Genomic DNA, 13,802 nt, shown 5'->3' with positions numbered 1-13,802 from the left:
CGCAACGCCGTGCGTCGACTAACCGCGTTGGCTCAACGCCCGGCTGATGCGATGGCGCGCGACCGTGGTGCGCGGTACCTTGAAGGGAAACCAGCTGCGCACGTCCTCTTCCAGGCCGATCCCGTGCATGTAGTTGTAGATGGCCTTTTTCAGCCCCGATCCCAGCGCGTCGTGGTCCACGCCCGTGCGGTCATGGAAGCCGATGTCGTTCTTGGCGAAGGTCACCGGCGGCAGCGCTTGCAAGGTCACGCCATAGTCCTCGGGGTTCTGCCCCACGGGCGAATGGACGGTACAGGCGAAGCGATGGAAGAAGCCGCTCTGGATGCAGCCGTTCTCGAACAGTTGGCGCACATACTCCAGCGCATCGACGGTGTCCTGCACGGTTTGCGTGGGAAAGCCGTACATCAGGTAAGCGTGCACCATGATGCCGGCATCGGTGAACGCCCGGGTCACCCGTGCGACCTGGTCCACCGACACGCCTTTCTTCATCAGGTTCAGCAGGCGATCCGACGCCACCTCCAGGCCGCCGGATACCGCGACGCAGCCGCTGTCGGCCAGCAGTTCGCAAAGTTCGGGAGTGAAGGTTTTCTCGAAGCGGATGTTGCCCCACCATGAAATGCCGGTGCCGCGCTCGATCAGTTCGGTCGCCAGCGCCTTCAGCGACTTGGGCGGCGCGGCTTCGTCGACGAAGTGAAAACCAGTCTGCCCCGTTTCGCGCACGATGGCCTCGATACGGTCCGCCAGCACCTTCGCCGACGCTCCCTCGTAGCGGCCGATATAGTCCAGGCTGACATCGCAAAAGCTGCATTTTTTCCAGTAGCAGCCGTGCGCGACGGTCAGCTTGTTCCAGCGGCCATCGCTCCAGAACCGGTTCATCGGGTTCAGCATGTCGAGCAGGGACAGGTAGCGATCCAGCGGCAGGCCATCCCAGGTCGGCGTGCCCACTTCCGCGAAAGCGACATCGGGCTCGACCATGTTCACGTACCGAACCGCGCCCGTTTCCGCGTCGCGCAGGAAGGTGCGCACCAGGCGCTGACGCGAGCGCTTCCCTTCGATATGTTCCATCAACGCCAGCAAGGGACGTTCGCCGGCGTCCAGCGTGACATAGTCGAAATAATCGAACACGCGGCCGTCCTTGAGCTCGCGCAGCTCGGTATTGACGAAACCGCCACCCAGCACGGTGACGATATTCGGATCTTGCGCCTTGATGGCCTGCGCGATACGGAATGCCGCATACACATTGCCGGGAAAAGGCGCCGACAACAACACCATGGTCGGCGCGTGGCGAGCCAGCGCTTCCGACGTCAGGTCGCGCAAGGTCTCGTCCACGAGATTCATGGGAGCGGCCAGCGCCTCGGCCAAGGGATCGAAGGTCGGCTGGCTGCCGGCCAGCGACTCGGCATAGCGCACGAACTCGAAGCGCGAGTCGACCGCGTCGCGCAGCACATCGGCCAGGTCGTTCAAATACAGGGTCGCCAGGTGCTTGGCCCGATCGTGCAGACCCAATGCGCCGAATGCCCAGCCCAGGGGATCGCCGCCCTCGTCGTCCACATAGACATCCAGCGTGTTGAAACGCGGTCCCTCGGGCAGGAAATTGCGAGCCACGATGCGATGGGCCAGCGTGGAGTCACGGCCCTGGAGAAACGCGATCACCGGTCCTATCGTGGACAGATATTTCGCCTGCTGCGCCACGAAGGCCTGGACGGAGGGGCTGTGCTTCGCCGCCGGCAGCGCTTCGATCCGCGCCGCTACCGCGCGCAACCCCTCCGCCGAGAGCAGGCGCAATACCAGCGCAAGCGCCAGGTCTTCCTGGAACGCCGTCACCTCGCGCGAGCGAAGAAAACCCGTCAGGTAGGCGGTGGAGGGGTAAGGCGTATTCAGCTGTGTCATCGGAGGGATGATGGACAGCACGCGTAAGGGCAAGGGGGACATAAGGCGCGGCAGGATAGGCGCTGAGGCGTGAATCAAGGGCAATTATAGGCAACAAGAAGCGGCGTTCCGCCGCCATGGTTTGGCGGTACGATGGCGCGGACCCGACTTTCCATCCCAGTCCTGTGCCCGGCTGAAATGAAATCCCCCCGCAAACCGGTCTCTTCCAGCTTCTCCTTCCAGATGGCCCTTCCGCGGGGCTACACCTCCGCGGATGCCATGCATTTCCACGGCAGGGACAAGGAGGGGATATCCGAAGTGGTGACCGACCTCGGGCTACGCAAGGGCATTCTGCTCGATGATGTGCCGACGGCATTCGACATCGTGCTCGAACCCTCGAACAAGCGCGCCGTCTGCACCGTATCGGCGGATGGCCAACTGACCGAGGCCATGCAGGCGCAGGCCCGGGACATCGTGCCGGGCCTGCTCGGCTTGCGGCTGGACCCGAAGGGCTTCGCCGCGTTCGTGGCCGCCGATCCGGTGTTCGGCCCGCTTGCCCGCAAGCAGAAGACCCTGCGCATCGTCCAGTCCTCATCCGTTTACGAGGCCTTGACCTGGGCCGTCATGGGACAGCAGATCAACGTGTCCTTCGCGGTGACGCTGCGGCGGACGTTCATCCAGTTGGCTGGCCGCAGGCACAGCAGCGGCCTGTGGTGCTATCCCTCGCCGGCGGACGCCGCCCGCCTGCCCATCGAGGCGTTGACTACCCGGCAGTATTCGCGCTCGAAGGCCGAGACGGTGTTGCGGCTTTCGACGCTCATCGCCAACGGCGACCTGGATATCGTCGAAAGCGCATCCAACACCGTGGAATCGATTTGCGCCGCGCTGCTTGCCGTCAAGGGCATCGGCCCATGGACCGTGAACTACGCGCTGCTGCGCGGCTACGCCCAGCCGGACTGCTCGCTGCACGGCGACGTGGCGGTGCGGTCCGCCATCGGCCGGCTGTGCGGGCTCGACGCCAGGCCCGGCATCGCCGCGGCGGAGGCATTCCTGAAGCGCTACAGCCCCCACCGAACCATGGCCGCCGCGCATCTGTGGGCCAGCCTGAACACCCAGAAGGAATATTGACCGGTCTTGGTTCGCACGCTTGACCTGGACAGGCCGGACGAGGGCGTGGTCTTCCACGAAGGCGATCCATCATCCCAGCGTCGAGGCGCGCTGAATTCCTAAAATACATATCTGGATTTGTAAATCAGAAAAACAAATCCTAATGCGTATTCAGAAAATACAAACCGTATTGCGTATTTTAGGTTTACAGCCTATCGTTTGTATATGCCCCAATACAGCTGGAGGTTTGTATGTCCGATTACACCGTCCGCACCGCGGAGCAGCTCTCGCCCTTGCTCCAGGGATTCCGCAAGCAGGCCGGCTTGACACAGGCCGCCACGGCCCTGCGCCTTGGCATTACCCAGCAGACCCTTTCCGCGCTGGAGCGCAACGCCGCGAAGGTCAGCGCCGATCGACTGCTGGCCTTGCTGGGTATCCTGGGAGTGGAACTGGTGCTGCGTCAGGGAAAGCGTGCGCCGGCGGACGGGAACCCGGCGGACCCGGAGTGGTAAGCCATGGGGCGACGTTCACACTCGAACACCCTCTATCTCTGGATGAATGGCGCCTTTGTCGGCACGTGGACGATAGGACCGCACGGCAGGGACATACTGCAATACGACGATAAGTGGGTGGCCTCCAGGGAGGGGCGGCCGCTATCGTTGTCTCTCCCCTTTACGCCAGGCAATCAGCCTCACCGTACTCAGGCGGTTCGCGCCTATTTCGAGAACCTGCTGCCCGACACCGACGACATCCGCGAGCGCCTCGCGCGACGTTTTCAAACACGCTCGACCGATGCCTTTTCACTGCTGGCGGAAGTAGGCCGGGACTGCGTGGGTGCGCTGCAACTGCTGCCCGAGCCACGACCACCCGACGACTTTGGAGCAGTGAACGCCACACCGCTAAGCGATGCCGAGGTTGCCCAGGTGCTGCGCGATGCCTTGGCGCCCGCACCTTTCGGCGGACGGAACGATGCTGACGATGGGGACTTTCGCATATCCATCGCCGGCGCCCAGGAGAAGACCGCCTTGCTGCGGTTCGAAGATCGATGGTGCCTGCCACACGGCGCGACGCCCACCACCCATATCCTAAAAATGCCGCTTGGCGTGATCGGCAACATGCGGTTCGACATGCGCGACTCGGTCGAAAACGAATGGCTGTGCTCGGAGATCCTGCATGCATTCGATCTGCCGGTCGCTCGCACACAGTCCCTGATGTTCGAAGATATGAAGGTGCTTGCCGTCGAACGCTTCGACCGAAGATGGTGGCAACGTCCAAGCGCCCAACCCTGGATCCTGCGGCTGCCCCAGGAAGACATGTGCCAGGCGACGGGCACGCCACCGCATCTGAAGTATGAGAGCGACGGCGGTCCAGGGATAAATGCCATCATGAAGCTCCTGGCCACCTCGCAAGAGCCGGACCGTGACCGGCGCACGTTCTTCCAGGCCCAGGTTCTCTTCTGGATGTTGCGTGCGACCGATGGCCACGCGAAGAACTTCAGCATCTTCCTGCACGCCGGCGGGTCCTATCAGCTCGCGCCTCTCTATGATGTCCTCTCGGCTTATCCGATCATCGGAAAAGGGGCGAACATGCTGTCGCCGCTGAAGGCGAGGATGGCCATGGCCGTGCGTTCCAGGAACGCCCACTGGAAGATGAACGAGATCCAACGCAGGCACTGGATAGCCCTGGGAACCCAGCATGGCGTCGTCACGGCTGACGGCCGCGGCGCGGAATTCGTGGTCGACGACCTGGTCGCTCGCACACCGGATGTCGTGCGCACGGTCCAGGCATTACTGCCGGCCAGCTTCCCTGAGCGGGTCGCCACGCCCATACTGGATGGGCTGCAAACGGCGGCCGCCAAGCTGGCGGGATGAGCGCTACGAGCAGCTGCTACCGTGACGAATCGCGTTCCGGGATCGAATTCCAATCGAATTGCAGCGTGGATTCCGCTTGAAGCATTGCCTCCGGCCCACCGAACCCCCGTAGCGATGCGGGCATAAGCCGCGGGCAAAGAAAAAGGATAAGGCCCGCGCCCCCTCGGGGAACGCGGGCCTTTGCGCGCGACTAATTCGTTTTTTCCTGCTTAGAACGGAATGTCGTCGTCCATGTCCGCCAGGTTGGCGCCGCCGCCGCCACCACCGCCGCCGGACTGCGCCGGGGCAGCCGGGCGCTGCTGGGGCGCCGGGCGCTGGGCCGGGCGTTGCGGACGGGACGCCGGGGCGTCGTCGTAGCCACCGCCACCACCGCCGTAGTCGCCACCACCACCGCCTTCACGGCCGCCCAGCATCTGCATCTGGTCCGCCACGATCTCGGTGCTGTAGCGGTCGGCGCCCGTGTCCTTGTCCTGCCACTTGCGGGTCTTGAGGCGGCCTTCGATATAGACGGAACGGCCCTTCTTCAGGTACTCGCCGGCGATTTCAGCCAGGCGGTTGTACATGACCACCCGATGCCATTCGGTTTCCTCGCGTCGTTCGCCACTGTTCTTGTCCTTCCATTGCGAAGTGGTCGCAATGGAAACGTTACAGATGGCCGCGCCGTCAGGGCTGTAACGCACCTCGGGATCGCGCCCGAGATTGCCGACGATGATTACTTTGTTGACAGATGCCATGCTGATGTCCTCGCTGCCCCGTTTATAAGAAATTCATAAACAGGACCGAAATTGTGAAAAACCGCCGGGACGGGCGCCACCCGCTCTAGGCGTTCTGATCGTCCCGTTGTAACCAGACCAGCCCGCCCAAGGCGGCCTGCTGGTTGGTGACGCCGCTGGGAACGCCACTCGATAGGCCGGTATTCTACTGGTTTCTCCTCCAACCTACAGCACAGGGGCGCGACAAGCCAGTCACGGTCAGCACTCAGCCGTAGGCGCCATGGCGCCCCTCCCGGAATGCCCGGAAAATCGGAAATGGCCCTTCCCGGCCGCCTTGGCCGCGTACAAGGCCTTGTCCGCACAGTCCAGGATCTGCTCGGGGGTCGCCCCGTCCTGGGGAAATAATGTGATACCGATACTCGCGCCCACGCGGATGCCCTGCCAGGTCTCCAAATCGAACGGTGCCTGCAACAGTTCCAGTATCTCGCGCGCTACCGTCTCCGCCGCCAGTTCGCCATCCGGGCCATCCAGGACGATGACGAACTCGTCGCCGCCCAGCCGGGCCAACGTGTCGACACGGCGCAGCCTGCCAGACATCCGCGCCGCCACCGCCTTGAGCAACTCATCCCCCGCCCGATGCCCATAAGCGTCATTGACCTGCTTGAAACCGTCGAGGTCGATGAAAAGCGCCGCGCCGCAGCGGGGTGGCTCCCGATAGCCACCGAGCGCCGCCTGCAGTCTAGACATCAGCAACCGTCGATTAGGCAGTCCCGTCAAAGGATCATGTAGCGCCATATGCGCCATCTCGCGCTGGGCAGGCGCCATATCGCCTGAATCCATGAACGTAGCGATATACCCGACCGTGGTCCCGTACCCATCCCGCCGGGCATTCACGGCGACCCATTCAGGCCGAAAACCGCCATCGCGCCAGCGCACCCAGAACTCCCCCTGCCAAGTCCCGGCATCGGCCACGGCCTCCAGCACGGCGCGGTAAGGCGTGCGGCGGTGGATTCCCGGCTGCAAGCGCCACAAGCGCTGACCTCGCAAGTCCTCGCCCTTGCAATCGGTAGCCCGCTCGAACGCCGCGTTGACGTCCATGACCACGCCCCTGGCGTCTGTCAACACGATCGCCTGTGGCGCAAGGTCGAACGCCGCCGCACGCAAGGCCAAGCGGCGCGATGCATCCGTGCCTGCCGTGCTTGCTCCCGGATTTGCCGAGGGGTTTGCTTCTCTAGCCAAGGCCTCTCCCTTTTTGAACTACCAAACGGTAAGGGCAGATTAGGCGGGCATCGGGACAATTCATGTCTCATCGCGCGTCGAGGCCCGCGCCCGCTGTATCCCTTGCGAATACTGCGCGCATTCGCCTCTGAATTTAAAAATCTGTTTAAGAATCCGGATGCTCTGCCGTAAGAGAAGGTAAATCGAAGCAGCGAGCCTGGACGTAAACACATGCTGGACCACGAGATAATGCGTGCGTTGCCGGATGCCGCGAAGGGAGACGACTACGCGAGCACGCCCGAAATTCATCGACGATTGCGCGGGTACATGATGAACCCGCCCGTCGTCAAAACCGTGCAGCGAAGACTGGAAAAGCTCTTCGACGACGAGCTGGTGGAGTCTGAAAGGCGCGGCAATGCGCTGGTCTGGCGCAAACGTGCCGGGGCCGGTGGCCTGGGATCCAAGCGCTCCGGCATGATGAGCCACGATGAGGCGCTGGCATTGCAGGTCTTGCGGCGTTTTTCTTCCCGCCAGATCCCTTCCCTCGTGGCGGAATCGCTCTCGCCCATGTTCGACATGGCGGAGAAAAGATTGGCGGCCGTGCAAAGCGAAGGCGAGCGCCGCTATCGCAACTGGTCGGAGAAGGTGGAGGTCGAGAGCGGCGCCTTCGCGCTCAAGCATCCGAGCATCGATTCCGACCTTTTCGCCACCGTATCGCGTGCCCTGTTCTACGAACAGAAACTACAGGTCGTCTACCGGCCTCGTACGAAAACGGACAACAGCGAAGCCAAGGTCATCAACCCGCTTGGCCTCGTCGAAGTGGGCGGCCTTGTATATCTCGTCGCCGGGATGGCACATCATCCAAAGCCGGCGATATACCGTCTCGATCGCCTGGCAACAGCGACGATCCTCGCGGAGGCCTATGTTTATCCGCGTGCTTTCAAGCTGTCCGACTACGTGCGGGGACAGCGCCAGTTCGACTTCCTCGTAGAAGGCCAGGCATCGATAAAACTGCGCTTCACCAACGGCGCCGGGGATCACCTGATCGAGTCTCCCCTATCCGACGACCAGAAAATCACCCACACCGCGACTCATCTTGAGGTACAGGGAACGGTGTTGGTCAGCCAGCGCTTGCGTTGGTGGTTGCGGTCTTTTGGTCCGAACGTGGAAGTATTGGCACCCGCGTCGCTCCGCGCGGAGATGGAGAAGGAGGCGAGGCAGCTCGCCGCCCTGTATGGAAATGATGGCGCCTAGGCGGCATAAGTGGAAACGAGAGCACCGAGCTGCAAGCACCGGGCGTTGATACAACGCGTGAATGCCGGCGCGGTGCTCGAGACACGATTTGTCCGAACCGGACTTTATCGTGCATTCCAGCCGGCCGACACCATCGGCGGCAATCTTCCTAACCATGCAGGAGCCATCATGTACCCCAACTATCCCTCTCCACTGGAACATCTCGCCGCTTTCGCCATCGTGCTGGCGGCCGGCGTCCTCGGCACCGCGATCATGGGAAAGTACCTCGACAAAGTCCGCGAGGACGCGGCAGCCCGGAACTGAAGGACTGACCATGCCAATACGGCCCCGTCCATTCACCCTGGCCTGCCGACTATGCAATTGGTCGCATACCTTCGCGCCCCGCAGCGACGCATTCGTCGTCGGTCTCGATACCGAAACGCACTGCCCGCGCTGCGGAGCAGCGGAACTGCGTATGCGCCAGCCCTCTTTGATAAACCTTTTGTCCAGCAAGTTGAAGACGCTGATTTCTCCATAAGCGGCGCAATGGCCGATTATGCCAAGCGCCATCCACTTCACTGACACCATGCATCCCAAACTAGATTTCGATCGTCTGTACACCGATATTTCCGCGAGCGTTGCCAGCACGATTGCCGACATCTCGAAACTGGAAGTCGAGCACGAGGACGGAAAACAGCGGATCGGCGACATGCTGGGGAAGTTGCGATCCATTCAGGCCCGCTTCGACGATCAGCTGACGGATCTGCAGACGCATGCGGAATGGGACAAGTTCACGCTGGCGTTCTTCGGCGAAACCAACGCCGGCAAGAGCACCATCATCGAATCGATGCGCATCCTGTTCGATGAAGAATCGCGGCAGCAACTGCTGCGGGAAAACGGCCAAGACGTCGCGCGCTACGAAGAGGCGCTAGAGACACATGTCCGGGCTGTGCAAGAAGGATTGGCGGCGACGTACAAGGAGTACGCCGACCAGATCGCCGCGATCAAAAGGGACGCCGCGGCGCTGGCTGTCGTGGTGCGGGAGGAGTCATCCGATCGCACGCGCCGCAAGAACTGGGGCTATGCGCTGGCCGGTATGGTCATCGGTATTGTGGTGGCCGTTCCGGCCACGCTGCTCGCGAGCGGCCTGCTATGAACAACGAACATGTGTTCTCCGACGCCGCCGATAAGCTGATCAGCGCGCACCTGCCCGCCCTGCTGACCGCGACGACGAAGTTGGCGCGCGCACGCCGCGATGTGTCGCGCGTCGACGGACAGATCATAGGAACGGGCGTAGCGGATTTCACCAAAGGAAATACGAGCTACATGCTGAACTACCAAGGGAAAACGTTCCAACTGCTGGACGTACCGGGGATAGAAGGCGACGAAAGCAAATACGAAGGTATGGTGAGGGAGGCCGTCGCCAAGGCCCACCTCGTCGTCTACGTCAACGGCACAAACAAGAAGCCCGAAAAAGCCACTGCCGAGAAGATACGTTCATACCTGCGTTGGGGCACCCAGGTGCTTCCCATCGTCAATGTGCGTGGCAACGCCGACGCTTATGAATTCGAAGAGGATCGTGATGCGTTGGAGAAGCACGGCGGCGCGCGCAACGCCTTGCGCCAGACCGTTGGCGTCCTCGAAGCCGTCTTGCCCGAAGATACGCTGCTTCCCGGTAAGTGCGTGCAGGGTCTGTTGGCCTTTTCCTCCCTGGCCATAGACGGCGCGAGCAAGGCGACGACCATACATCCGTCACGCGACAAGGACCTGGTCATCCAACAGCGCAATTACCGCAAATTTTTCGCCACACCCGAGGAGATGTTCAACTTCAGCCAGATTGGCGAGATACGTCGGGTTCTGGCGGCAAAGCTGCCGAATTTCCAAGAGGCCATCATCGAAAGCAACAAGGTGAAGGTGAGCCAGCTGCTGACTGAAAACCTGGCGGAGTTGAATGCCAAGCACGCCGAGTATCAAGCTTTTCTCGAAAAGGTCGACAAGAGCGTCGACGCTTCCAAAGCGCTCTTCACACAAGCCCTGAAAACCTTCGAGCGGTCGCTTGAGGACGACTGGTGCAACACGTGGACGTCGTTCTTCAACACCCTCAGCGAGAAGGCCGCCGACATCGTCGCTGATGATTTTGGCGACAACGACGTCATTGAAGCGAAGATCAAGCGTACGTTCAAGGCCATGCAACCGGGCGTGGGCGAAGAGCTGCAACAGCAATTGACCGGCCTGAGCGAAGATCTGCAAAGCCGCACGCATGAAGCCATGCGACGCTTTGTCGTTGACGTACAGCGGCTTCAGTTCGAACAGTCACTACGGTCGGAATCCGCGAACAGCAAGGTTTCATTCAGCGTCGATCAACTGGACATGGATCTCAGCCTCAAGGAATGGGGGTCCATTGCCTTCAACATCGGCTCCTATGCCACCACGGGCGGCATGATCGGGTCGGCTTTTCCTGTGCTGGGCACTGCTATCGGCGCGGCCATCGGTGCGGTGGTGGGATTGCTGGTGAGCACATGGGGAATTTTCACCAGCAAGGACAAGAGAATCCGCAAGGCACAACAGAAAGTGATATCCAGCATAGATGACATGCGGATCGAGCACATGCCGACAGTACGCGAGGAAATCAAGAAGATCGTCGCGAAAGTCAGGAAAGACATCATCGCGCCCGCCCGCGCATGGGCGGACGCGGAACGCAAGAGCCTGCATCGTCCGCTGGCCGTCATCGAACAGCAGACGGACCTCATGTCGAACATCAAGCAACAACTCGAAGAGATGCCCTATGGAACAATTCAAGCAATTCAACGTTGAAAAGCAGGCCGCGATCGGCAAGCTCGAAGCGCTGCGCGCAATTCTTGGCGAACTCGGCGACGTCGGGCTGGACGTCAAACAGGACCTGCAGAAGATCGGCGCGGCATTGGCCTCCATTGAAAGCGATGTGTTGCGCATCGCATTGCTGGGCGCGTTCTCCGACGGCAAGACCAGCGTGATCGCGGCGTGGCTGGGCAAGGTCATGGCCGATATGAAAATCGACATGGACGAGTCTTCGGACCGCCTTGCCATCTACAAACCCGCAGGCTTGCCGGGCGAATGCGAGATCGTGGACACCCCGGGGCTGTTCGGCGACAAGGAGAAAACCGTCGACGGCGAATCGGTGATGTACGAAGACTTGACTCGCCGCTACATTTCCGAAGCGCACCTGATCCTGTACGTCGTCGACGCCACCAACCCGCTCAAGGACAGCCACGGCGCCATTGCGAAATGGGTGCTGAGGGATCTCGACAAGCTGACTTCGACGGTCTTCGTCATCAACAAGATGGACGAAGTCACCGATCTCACGGAACAAACGCTGTTTTCCGAACAAGCGCAGATCAAGAAGGACAATCTGAAATCCAAGCTTCAGCGTATCGCCGATCTGAGCCCGACCGAACTGGAACAGCTGAATATCGTATGCATCGCCTCCAACCCGAATGGCCGTGGCCTTGAATTCTGGTTCGGCAAACCCGAACATTACGAAAGCCGGTCACGCATCAACGATCTGAAGGCGGTGACTACCCGCGTTTTGAAGGACAACGTGCCGGCCACGCTCATCGCCAAGACGGGCTTCCACGTGGTGCGCGATCTGGTCGCTCAAAAGCTGTCGCTGGCGGATAGCGAACTCAACAAGTTTGAAATCCAGGAGAAGAGCCTGGCCGAGGATTCCAAGCGCATCCAGGACGATATCGATGTCGGCTTGCGCGAGATCAAGCGTTTGGCTGGTCAGCTTGGAAAAGAGCTGCAGGGGATGGAAAGCCAGCTGCTGAACAAGCTGCGTCCCTTGGCGCTGGAAGACATCCGCGGTTTTCTCGAAGATGAGATCGGCTATACGGCCGACAATATCGGCTACAAGCTGAACTTGAACATCAAGAACGCCATCGATAAATACTTCGAGCAGTCTTCGGCCGTCACCAAGAGCATAGAAGTCGATATCAGCCGTGAGCTAGACAAGAGCGAGAGCTTTCTCGACGCGCTGGGCGCAAGCGCGTTTTCAACGGTCAGCGGTGCCTTGAAGGGGTTGGGCGGCATCAATCCCAACGTCATCAAGGGCACCATCTTCGCGGCGCGCGACGTACTCGGCCAGGTCACTGGCATCGCGATCAAGTTCAAACCATGGGAAGCGACCAAGCTCGCCGGCGCCGTCACGAAATGGGCCGGCCCCGCCGGCGCCGCGCTGTCGCTCGGTGCGGACATCTACAAGATGTACAAGGCCAGCGAGCTGGAGAAAGCGCTGCGGGAAGTGAAAGACAGCATCAGCGAAGCCATCAAGGATGCCTACAAGAATATTTATCTGATCCTGCGCGACGACGAGCAAGTGCTCGACTTTTTCGCGCCCAAGCTGCGCCAGTTCGAACGTGCGCTGACGGAAATGCGGGCAAGCGCCGCTGCGATCCACGACACTCGTCAGAAAGTCGCGCAAGTACAAAAGCGCTTGGGCGGATTGGTATAGCAGGAAACTCCCTATCGGGGGCACCGTGGAGCCGGGTCTTACCCGGTCCCGGGGATATCGCCCATTGGGGGGCGCACAGCGCCTGGGGTGGGCTCCCCTTGGTCTTCACCCCAGCGGTTTCATCGCCCAGCCGACAACCAACCACACCAGGGCCAGGCAGGCGACCGCCACGAAGACGCCGGACGCGCCCACGTGCGCGGCCAGGATTCCGCCCAAGGCTCCGCCGCAGAACAGGCCCGCCGCTTGCGACGTGTTGTAAAACCCCAACGCCAAGCCCTTGTACTCCCGCGGCGCGACGCGCGACACCAGGGACGGTTGCAAGGCCTCCAGGATATTGAAGGCGACGAAGAAGGCCGTCAGCAAGGCCATCAAGGTGTAGAAGTTGTGGCTGGCCCAGGGCATCGCCGCCAGCACCACGATCAGGAAAGCCACCGCCGCGCGCAGGGCGCCGCGATGCGCCCGGCGCTTTTCGGCCACGAATACCGCCGGCACCATGAGCACGAAGGAAACCAGGATGACCGGCAGGTAGACCTTCCACAGATCATGCGCGTCCAGCCCGCCCAGCCGGGCCAGCAGCGCCGGCACCACCACGAAGAGCGAAACCTGGGTCAGGTGCAGGCAGAACACGCCGAAATTCAGGCGCAACAGGTCCGGATGCAGGAAAACGGCGCCCGGACGGCGGCCGGTCATGGCCCGGTCGTCGCCGCGCGGCGCCAGCGGAACCATCCAGCGCGCCACGGCCAGGCTGGCCAGGCCCAGGCAGGCGATGGTCCAGAACAGGCCGGAAAGCCCCCACCAGCCCACCAGCAAGGGCGCCGCCACCAGGGAAACGGCAAAGGACAAGCCGATCGACCCGCCCACCATCGCCATGGCGCGGGTGCGGACCTCATCGCGGGTGGCGTCGGCCAGCCAGGCCGTGATGGCGGCGGAAATCGCCCCGGCACCCTGGATGGCCCGTCCGATGGTGATCCAGAATACGTCGGGCGACAGGGCACAGACCACGCTGCCGATCACGAACAGCGCCAGCCCCAGCAGCACCACCGGCCGCCGGCCCCAGCGGTCGGACGCCAGCCCGAAAGGGATTTGCAGGATGGCCTGGGTCAGGCCGTACATGCCCATGGCCAGGCCGACGCGCGCCGGATCGTTGCCGCCGGGCAGGCCGCGGGCCGCGACGGTAAAGACGGGTAGCAGCAGGAACAGGCCCAGCATCCGACAGGCAAACAACCCCGCCAGCGCGACGCTGGCTCGGCGTTCAGAGGGGGTGAGCTGTAATTTGGCGTGATCCGGCATGCGTTATCAGGA

General features: G+C 61.8%; 12 protein-coding genes. 8 read left to right on the top strand and 4 right to left on the bottom strand.

All coding sequences use genetic code 11. The features are described 5' to 3' along the window. Window positions 1-18: 18 nt before the first annotated feature. Entirely contained in the window at window positions 19-1,932 is a 1,914-nt protein-coding gene (locus C7R54_RS17640; RefSeq protein ID WP_192903685.1) for a B12-binding domain-containing radical SAM protein, read from the bottom strand. A 135-nt stretch (window positions 1,933-2,067) separates the two neighbouring features. Between C7R54_RS17640 and C7R54_RS17635 the strand changes: the two genes are divergently transcribed. The 3 genes from C7R54_RS17635 to C7R54_RS17625 all read left to right on the top strand — a co-directional run bounded on the left by C7R54_RS17635 (window position 2,068) and on the right by C7R54_RS17625 (window position 4,847). Then, window positions 2,068-2,997, top strand: a complete 930-nt coding sequence (locus C7R54_RS17635; protein ID WP_192903684.1) for a DNA-3-methyladenine glycosylase family protein — start codon at window positions 2,068-2,070, stop codon at window positions 2,995-2,997. A 230-nt stretch (window positions 2,998-3,227) separates the two neighbouring features. Then, entirely contained in the window at window positions 3,228-3,488 is a 261-nt protein-coding gene (locus tag C7R54_RS17630) for a helix-turn-helix domain-containing protein (RefSeq protein WP_129151735.1), read from the top strand. 3 nt (window positions 3,489-3,491) lie between these two features. Further along, on the top strand, window positions 3,492-4,847 hold the full coding sequence (locus tag C7R54_RS17625; protein WP_129151734.1) for a type II toxin-antitoxin system HipA family toxin: 1,356 nt from the start codon (window positions 3,492-3,494) through the stop codon (window positions 4,845-4,847). Between the two features lie 209 nt (window positions 4,848-5,056). On the opposite strand, the gene ssb is transcribed toward C7R54_RS17625, so the two are convergent. Together ssb and C7R54_RS17615 are read right to left on the bottom strand one after the other, a co-directional pair. Continuing rightward, window positions 5,057-5,581 carry a single-stranded DNA-binding protein gene (gene ssb / locus C7R54_RS17620; RefSeq protein WP_129151733.1) on the bottom strand — a complete coding sequence of 175 codons (525 nt, stop codon included), beginning with the start codon at window positions 5,579-5,581 and terminating at the stop codon, window positions 5,057-5,059. A 237-nt stretch (window positions 5,582-5,818) separates the two neighbouring features. Further along, window positions 5,819-6,724 carry a diguanylate cyclase domain-containing protein gene (locus tag C7R54_RS17615; RefSeq protein WP_275669698.1) on the bottom strand — a complete coding sequence of 302 codons (906 nt, stop codon included), beginning with the start codon at window positions 6,722-6,724 and terminating at the stop codon, window positions 5,819-5,821. Window positions 6,725-7,009: 285 nt separating this feature from the next. Between C7R54_RS17615 and C7R54_RS17610 the strand changes: the two genes are divergently transcribed. The 5 genes from C7R54_RS17610 (at window position 7,010) to C7R54_RS17585 (ending at window position 12,500) form a co-directional block, all read left to right on the top strand. Then, window positions 7,010-8,032, top strand: a complete 1,023-nt coding sequence (locus tag C7R54_RS17610; protein ID WP_129151731.1) for a helix-turn-helix transcriptional regulator — start codon at window positions 7,010-7,012, stop codon at window positions 8,030-8,032. 57 nt (window positions 8,033-8,089) lie between these two features. Continuing rightward, window positions 8,090-8,335 (top strand): hypothetical protein, encoded by a 246-nt coding sequence (locus C7R54_RS17605; protein ID WP_129151730.1) that lies wholly within the window; start codon window positions 8,090-8,092, stop codon window positions 8,333-8,335. Window positions 8,336-8,597: 262 nt separating this feature from the next. Then, the gene (locus tag C7R54_RS17595) at window positions 8,598-9,167 is read left to right on the top strand and encodes a hypothetical protein (protein ID WP_129151728.1); all 570 of its coding nucleotides are present in this window, start codon (window positions 8,598-8,600) and stop codon (window positions 9,165-9,167) included. Next, the gene (locus C7R54_RS17590; RefSeq protein WP_129151727.1) at window positions 9,164-10,825 is read left to right on the top strand and encodes a hypothetical protein; all 1,662 of its coding nucleotides are present in this window, start codon (window positions 9,164-9,166) and stop codon (window positions 10,823-10,825) included. The genes C7R54_RS17595 and C7R54_RS17590 overlap by 4 nt, the downstream gene beginning before the upstream one ends. Then, complete coding sequence (locus tag C7R54_RS17585) at window positions 10,797-12,500, top strand: LeoA/HP0731 family dynamin-like GTPase (RefSeq protein WP_129151726.1); 1,704 nt, start codon at window positions 10,797-10,799, stop codon at window positions 12,498-12,500. Before C7R54_RS17590 ends, C7R54_RS17585 begins: the two co-directional genes overlap by 29 nt. Window positions 12,501-12,605: 105 nt before the next feature. Here the strand turns inward: C7R54_RS17585 and C7R54_RS17580 are convergent, their stop codons facing one another. Continuing rightward, the gene (locus tag C7R54_RS17580; RefSeq protein WP_129151725.1) at window positions 12,606-13,790 is read right to left on the bottom strand and encodes an MFS transporter; all 1,185 of its coding nucleotides are present in this window, start codon (window positions 13,788-13,790) and stop codon (window positions 12,606-12,608) included. Between the last annotated feature and the right edge of the window lie 12 nt (window positions 13,791-13,802).

The sequence above is a fragment of the Achromobacter aloeverae genome (genome assembly GCF_004121055.1).
GTDB lineage: Bacteria > Pseudomonadota > Gammaproteobacteria > Burkholderiales > Burkholderiaceae_B > Bordetella_C > Bordetella_C aloeverae.
This window is presented reverse-complemented; position numbering and strand designations above follow the sequence as displayed.

What these genes read in the sequence shown, in the direction of transcription:
- C7R54_RS17640 (WP_192903685.1), bottom strand. Translation starts at nt 1,932, where the DNA reads ATGTCCCCCTTGCCCTTACGCGTGCTGTCCATCATCCCTCCGATGACA.
- C7R54_RS17635 (WP_192903684.1), top strand. Translation starts at nt 2,068, where the DNA reads ATGAAATCCCCCCGCAAACCGGTCTCTTCCAGCTTCTCCTTCCAGATG.
- C7R54_RS17630 (WP_129151735.1), top strand. Translation starts at nt 3,228, where the DNA reads ATGTCCGATTACACCGTCCGCACCGCGGAGCAGCTCTCGCCCTTGCTC.
- C7R54_RS17625 (WP_129151734.1), top strand. Translation starts at nt 3,492, where the DNA reads ATGGGGCGACGTTCACACTCGAACACCCTCTATCTCTGGATGAATGGC.
- ssb (WP_129151733.1), bottom strand. Translation starts at nt 5,581, where the DNA reads ATGGCATCTGTCAACAAAGTAATCATCGTCGGCAATCTCGGGCGCGAT.
- C7R54_RS17610 (WP_129151731.1), top strand. Translation starts at nt 7,010, where the DNA reads ATGCTGGACCACGAGATAATGCGTGCGTTGCCGGATGCCGCGAAGGGA.
- C7R54_RS17595 (WP_129151728.1), top strand. Translation starts at nt 8,598, where the DNA reads ATGCATCCCAAACTAGATTTCGATCGTCTGTACACCGATATTTCCGCG.
- C7R54_RS17590 (WP_129151727.1), top strand. Translation starts at nt 9,164, where the DNA reads ATGAACAACGAACATGTGTTCTCCGACGCCGCCGATAAGCTGATCAGC.
- C7R54_RS17585 (WP_129151726.1), top strand. Translation starts at nt 10,797, where the DNA reads ATGGAACAATTCAAGCAATTCAACGTTGAAAAGCAGGCCGCGATCGGC.
- C7R54_RS17580 (WP_129151725.1), bottom strand. Translation starts at nt 13,790, where the DNA reads ATGCCGGATCACGCCAAATTACAGCTCACCCCCTCTGAACGCCGAGCC.